This is a genomic window from uncultured Campylobacter sp., from assembly GCF_938031315.1.
In the GTDB taxonomy this organism is placed as follows: Bacteria; Campylobacterota; Campylobacteria; order Campylobacterales; family Campylobacteraceae; genus Campylobacter_B.
This window is the reverse complement of the sequence record NZ_CALHHT010000172.1, coordinates 1-6,166: the sequence shown is the minus strand read 5'-3', so window position 1 is coordinate 6,166 and position 6,166 is coordinate 1. Positions and strand designations below refer to the sequence as shown.

General features: G+C 46.3%; 6 protein-coding genes. 3 read left to right on the top strand and 3 right to left on the bottom strand.

Translation table 11 applies throughout. From position 1 onward, the window contains the following. The 3 genes from Q0236_RS04590 to Q0236_RS04580 all read right to left on the bottom strand — a co-directional run. The coding region (locus Q0236_RS04590) for a DedA family protein (protein WP_297915557.1) at positions 1-350 on the bottom strand (350 nt) is incomplete at its 3' end. Between the two features lie 351 nt (positions 351-701). After that, positions 702-1,523, bottom strand: a complete 822-nt coding sequence (locus tag Q0236_RS04585) for a peptidylprolyl isomerase (protein ID WP_297915555.1) — start codon at positions 1,521-1,523, stop codon at positions 702-704. Between the two features lie 114 nt (positions 1,524-1,637). Then, a complete protein-coding gene (locus Q0236_RS04580; RefSeq protein ID WP_297915554.1) occupies positions 1,638-2,414 on the bottom strand; it encodes a MetQ/NlpA family ABC transporter substrate-binding protein in 777 nt (258 codons plus the stop codon). Positions 2,415-2,649: 235 nt separating this feature from the next. Here Q0236_RS04580 and Q0236_RS04575 point away from each other — a divergent pair, with 235 nt between their 5' ends. The 3 genes from Q0236_RS04575 to Q0236_RS04565 all read left to right on the top strand — a co-directional run. Continuing rightward, positions 2,650-5,460 carry a valine--tRNA ligase gene (locus Q0236_RS04575; RefSeq protein ID WP_297915552.1) on the top strand — a complete coding sequence of 937 codons (2,811 nt, stop codon included), beginning with the start codon at positions 2,650-2,652 and terminating at the stop codon, positions 5,458-5,460. 39 nt (positions 5,461-5,499) lie between these two features. Then, the gene (locus Q0236_RS04570) at positions 5,500-5,646 is read left to right on the top strand and encodes a hypothetical protein (protein WP_297880516.1); all 147 of its coding nucleotides are present in this window, start codon (positions 5,500-5,502) and stop codon (positions 5,644-5,646) included. A 58-nt stretch (positions 5,647-5,704) separates the two neighbouring features. After that, on the top strand, positions 5,705-6,166 hold a 462-nt coding region (locus tag Q0236_RS04565), incomplete at its 3' end, for a diaminopimelate dehydrogenase (RefSeq protein WP_297915550.1).

Sequence of the window (6,166 nt, the reverse complement as noted above, 5' to 3'; positions counted from 1 at the left end):
CTGCAATTAAAGGTCGAAATTTCGCCGTGGCGATTGAAAAACGCCTCGAATTTTGCAAATTTTTCCTCGGTGATGCCCACGTATTTGCCGTATTTAGAAATAAATTTACGACCGAAAAAATAGCATAGATAGTAATTAAATAGCGCGCCAGTAATGCTACCGCCTAGCCCGCAAACAAAGGCCGCAAGAAAGCTCATCTGCGATTTTGAGGCTAGATAGCCCGCGGGGATCATTACGACTTCGCTTGGAAAAGGAAAGAAACTGCTTTCTAAAAACATCATTGCGAAGATGCCGAAATATTCCCAGTCGGCGACAAATTCTACGATGAAATTTACGATGCCTGAAAGCATTTTAATCCTTAATTAACCTGTGTAAAGCTTGCGCGCTCTGCCGCGTGACGCTAAATTTTATCTTGATTCGCTTATATTGATCTAACGCGGACAAAAGCGCCGTAGTGCAAAAAGACGATTTCAAAGCCCAATCAAAATTTTGCTTTTAAAATTTACGATAAATTTAGAGCTGAAATTTTCTCGCGAAGTTTGATCTTAAATTTACGTCAAATTTACGGCAAAATTTCAGCGCCGAGTCCAAATCAAACGAACCGTCCTGCAAAAGAAAAAGGCGCGAGTTAAATTAACGCACTTCCAGAATTAGGTTTTGCACGTAAATTTAAAGAGTCTCGCGCCCTAAATTTAGCGAAATTATTTCGCGTATTCTACCGTGATCTTGTTAAATAGCTCGTTTGCTTTATCGTCGAGCTTTTTATTGACCTTGCCCGGCAATAGCTGGTTTTTGATAAGATCTTTTACCTTCTCAAACGGCATAGTCTCGGCCTTTTTGCTGCCCTCTTTATAGATGATATGATATCCGAACTGCGTTTTTACGGGCGTCTTGCTCATCTCGCCATCTTTTAGCGCAAACGCCGCTTTTTCAAACTCCGGCACCATCATGCCTTTGCCGAAAGAGCCTAGATCGCCGCCGTTTTCTTTCGCGCTCGGATCAGTTGAAATCTCTTTGGCTAGTTTGTTAAATTCCGCTTTAAGATCCTCTTTTTTTACCTTGGATAGCTTTGCAATAGCGTTTTTAGCGCTCTTCTCGTCGGCTACTAGGATGTGGCTTGCGGTAACGGAATCCGGTTGCATGAAGCTTTGTTTGTTCTCGTCGTAGATTTTTTTCGCTTCCTCGTCGCTGATGCTTACGCCTTTAGCCTCTTCGCGCTGCCAAAGATTAAAAGCGATGCCGTCTTTAGCTAGCTCTAGCTGACGTTTATATTCGTCGGTGTTTTCAACGCCCGATTTTTTGGCCTCTGCGACTAGAAGTTTATATTTGATCATATCATCGATTAGCTTCTTTTTGTCTTCTGCGCTTAGCTCGCTGCCTTGCAGATTATTTTGCGCCAAAAAAGGAGCGATCTCCTCGTCGGTAATCGTGATATTTGCGTCTTTTACAGTTGCAAGAACGCCCGCATTGAGCGAAGATATAGCCATAGCGGCAACAAAGCTGAAAGATAAAATTCTTTTCATTATTTTTCCTTTATTCGGTAAATTTCGCGCAATTATAAAAAAAGATAGTAAATAAAATAGCGAATGCCAGCAAATTCGGCGCGAATCGTGCGCCGAATTTTAAAAAGAGAGGAGTTAAAACGATGGAATGATTGCGCCTTTATATTGCGTCTCGATAAACTTTTTCACTTTCTCGCTTTGAATCGCTTTATCTAGCGCCTTGATTTTAGGGCTGTTTTCGTTGCCTTCTTTAACGCTGATGACATTTGTGTAAGGGTTGCCCTCAGCCTTTTCTAAAAATAGCGAATCCTTGATTGGGTTTAAATTTGCGTTAAAGGCAAAATTTGAGTTGATAACCGCAATATCGACATCGCCCAGGGTGCGTGGAAGCGCGGCGCCTTCAAGCTCTAAAATTTCTAAATTTTTAGGATTTTTCGTGACATCTAACGGCGTGCGTAGCTTGGCGTTTTTATCAACTTCGATGAGCCCCGCGGCTACGAGCAGATCAAGAGCGCGGCTTTCGTTAGTCGGATCGTTCGGCACGGAAACTTTGGCACCGTTTTTAAGATCTTTTAAATTTTTAATCTTATGGCTGTAGATGCCCATCGGCTCTAAATGCACGCCTACGGTCGCTTTTAATTTTGTGCCTTTGTTGGCGTTAAATTCTACCATATACGGCACGTGCTGAAAAAATCCCGCATCGACATCGCCGCTATCGGTAGCGAGGTTCGGGGTTACGTAGTCATTGAAAACCTTGACCTCAAGATCGTAGCCTTGGGCTTTTAGATCGGGCTTGATCTGCTCCAAAATTTCGGCATGCGGTATCGGAGTAGCGGCGACTACGATTTTTTCAGCAAGAGCGAAGCTGACGACGCTGGCGCTAAGAAGCGAAGCGAGAAGAAATTTCTTCATATTTAATCCTTTTGGTTAAAATTTCGCGGTATTATAGCAGGTAGAATTTTTAATGTCAAGCGTTTTTATATGATTTTTTAAAATTTTATACAAAATCCTTTAAAAATCAATACTTATAGATATATTGAAATACTATACTTTAATCTATTATCTATATAATATCGCCATTTTAATGAGCGCTTTACATAAATTCCGCTAAAATCGCAAAATTTAAAATTTTAAAAAAGGGCTGAAAATGGCAGATTTTTACGACGCGAAAGCCGTAGAGGAGAGCTTTTATAAAATTTGGGAGCAGCGCGGTTATTTCGAGATCGACGGCAATAAAGATATCCAGCAAAAAGGCAAAAACTTTTGCATTATGATGCCCCCTCCTAACGTCACCGGAGTGCTTCATATCGGGCATTCGCTCACTTTTACGCTGCAAGATATTATGACGCGATACAAGCGAATGGACGGCTATCGCACGCTGTGGCAGCCGGGGTTAGACCACGCAGGCATCGCGACGCAAAACGTCGTCGAGCGCGAGCTTTTGGCACAAGGGACTAAAAAAGAAGCGATCGGGCGCGAGGAGTTTTTAAAGCACGTTTGGCGCTGGAAGGAACAAAGCGGCGGGCAGATCGTAAAGCAGATGAAGCGCCTTGGCGTCACGCCTGCGTGGAGCAGACAGCGCTTCACGATGGACGAAGGGCTTAAAAACGCCGTTCGCAAAGCCTTCGTAAACCTATACGACGCGGGGCTCATCGTGCGCGGAAACTACATGGTAAATTGGTGCACGCACGACGGCGCGCTAAGCGACGTAGAGGTAGAGCACAAGGAGAACAAGGGCAAGCTCTATCATCTGCGCTACTACTTTGCGGGCGGACAAAATTTATCAAATTTAAACGGATATCGAGCGTCAAATTTAAGTGAGAATTCTATTTCAAATTTAACTCAAAATGACGAGGCAAAGTATCGCGATGAAGATTTGCAGGTTGTGCAGAATTTTGCGAGTGCAGATAGAACAAATAGTTCATCAAGCGAGCAAAATTCAAACTCTTGCAAAGATTCGAGCGAGACGAGCCGCAACTACATAGTCGTGGCGACTACGCGCCCCGAGACCTACTTCGGCGACACCGCCGTAATGGTAAATCCCGCGGACGAGCGCTATAAAAATTTTATCGGTAAAAAAGTCGTGCTGCCGCTAATCGGCCGCGAGATTGAGATCATCGCCGACGAATACGTCGATATGAGCTTCGGAACGGGTGCGGTTAAGGTCACGCCCGCGCACGATACCAACGACTACGAGATTGGCAAGCGCCATGGGCTGGAGTTTATCACGGTATTTGACGAAAAAGGAATTTTAAACGAGCAGTGCGGTAAATTTCAAGGCTTAGAGCGACTTGCCGCGCGCGATCAAATCGTAGCGGAGCTTGAGAGGCTGGGCTTTATCGAAAAGATCGAGGATTACAAAAATCAGGTCGGCTACTGCTACCGCTGCAAAAACGTCGTCGAGCCGTACATCTCGCAGCAGTGGTTCGTGCGCGCAGATATCGCAAAAGAGGCGATCTCTAAGGTAAATTCCAGCGAGGCGGAATTTTTCCCGAAGCACTGGATCAATAGCTTCAACGCCTGGATGCGCGAGCTGAAGGACTGGTGCATCAGTCGCCAGCTGTGGTGGGGACATAGAATTCCCGTGTTTTACTGCGACTGCGGCCATCAGTGGGCGGATGAGCGCGAGAGCCCCGATGTCTGCCCAAAATGCGGCGGTAAAAATTTTACTCAAGATCCCGACGTGCTCGATACATGGTTTTCAAGCGGTCTTTGGCCGATCAGTACGCTTGGCTGGGGCAATGGCGAGGCGCTGAAAAACGAGAAGTGGTTTGAGGAGGATTTGAGCGAATTTTATCCGAATACTATGTTAATTACCGGCTTTGACATTTTGTTTTTCTGGGTCGCGCGCATGATGTTTCAGTGCCAAAACGCCATGGGCGAGCTGCCGTTTCGCGACATCTACCTGCACGCCTTGGTTAAGGACAAAGACGGCAAAAAGATGAGCAAATCGAGCAAAAACGTAGTCGATCCGCTGCTAAAAATCGATGAATTTAGCGCCGATATTTTGCGCTTTACGCTTACGATTTTGTGCGTGCAGGGGCGCGATCTACGCCTTAGCGACGATAAGCTTTTGATATATCGAAATTTTACGAATAAGCTCTATAACGCGAGCAAATTTTTGCTTTTAAACGCTTCTAAATTCGATGATTTGGACGTGGCGCGGATCAAAACGAGCCTCGGCAAATATATGCTTTCGCGCTTTAACTGCTGCGTGAGCGCGGTGCGGGAAAATTTAGACGAATACCGCTTCAACGACGCTGCGACCGAGCTTTATAAGTTTTTTTGGGACGAGTTTTGCGACTGGGGCATCGAGCTTAGCAAGGCGGACAAGGCCGCAATCGGCGAGCTGGGGATGATTTTTAAAGAAGCGATGAAGCTACTAAGCCCGTTTATGCCGTTTCTAAGCGAGTATCTGTATCAGGAGCTAAGCGGCACGAAGCTGCAAGACGCGCGCTCCATCATGGTGATGCGATACCCACAGCCTGGCGAGCGCGACGAGCGGATCGAGGAGCTGTTTTCGCTGCTAATCGAAGCGATCGTGAGCATTCGTCGCGCAAAGGCGACGATTGAGCTCGGCAATGCGCGCGTAGCCAAAGCCTACGTCAAATCCGCAGTCGATCTAAGCGCTGCTGCAGATTACATCAAAACGCTAGCAAAGGTAGATGAAGTGGAATTTACGCAGCAAAATATCGCAAATTCCGCTCGCGACGTAAGCGAGAATTTAGAAAGCTTCGTGCCGCTTGAGGGGGTCGATCTTAGCGGCGTGATTTCGCGCCTTAACGCGCAAAAAGCCAAGCTGCAAAAAGAGATCGAAAAGCTCTCAGGCATGCTAAATAACGAAAAATTCGTAGCCTCTGCCCCGCAAGCCGTGGTCGAGGCTAACCGCGAGGGGCTGCAAAGCGCGCAGGAAAAATTCGCCAAAGTATGCGACGAGTTAAAGGCGTTTGGCGAGTAGTCCGCTCGTCTGAGTCTAATTTAAATCAAGGAGAAAAATATGTCAAAGGGTAGTATCGGTGGATTTACTTTAGGCACGGTCATAGCCGTCGCACTATCATGGGGAGTCAATAAAAGCATAATGTGGGCGATAATCCACGGATTTTTAAGTTGGTTATACGTGATTTATTATTTCCTACTGAGGTAAAATTTCATCGGCGGCGCGCCGTTTTACGCGCTAAATTTTAAAATTTGAAGGGTAAAAAATGAGCGAAAAAATCAAAATAGCAATTTTAGGATATGGAAATTTAGGCCGCGGCGTGGAGCTTGCCGCACGAAATAGCAAGGATTTAGAGCTTTCGGCGGTTTTTTCTCGCCGCGATCCGCACGGCGTGAAGACTTTCGGTGCGCCGGTATTTAGCGCGGATGAGATTTTATCACACAAGGGCAAATTTGACGTTTTGGTGCTTTGCGGCGGTAGTGCGACTGATCTACCGACGCAGACGCCCGAGTTTGCGCAGAACTTTAACGTCGTAGATAGCTTCGATACGCATGCAAAAATACCTGAGCACTTCGCCGCTGTGGACGCCGCAGCCAAAGTGGGCGGAAATGTAGGCATCATCGCCGTAGGCTGGGATCCGGGCCTGTTTTCGCTAAACAGACTATTTGGCGAGAGCGTGCTGCAAAACGGCAGCAGCTACACGTTTTGGGGTAAAGGCGTGAGCCAA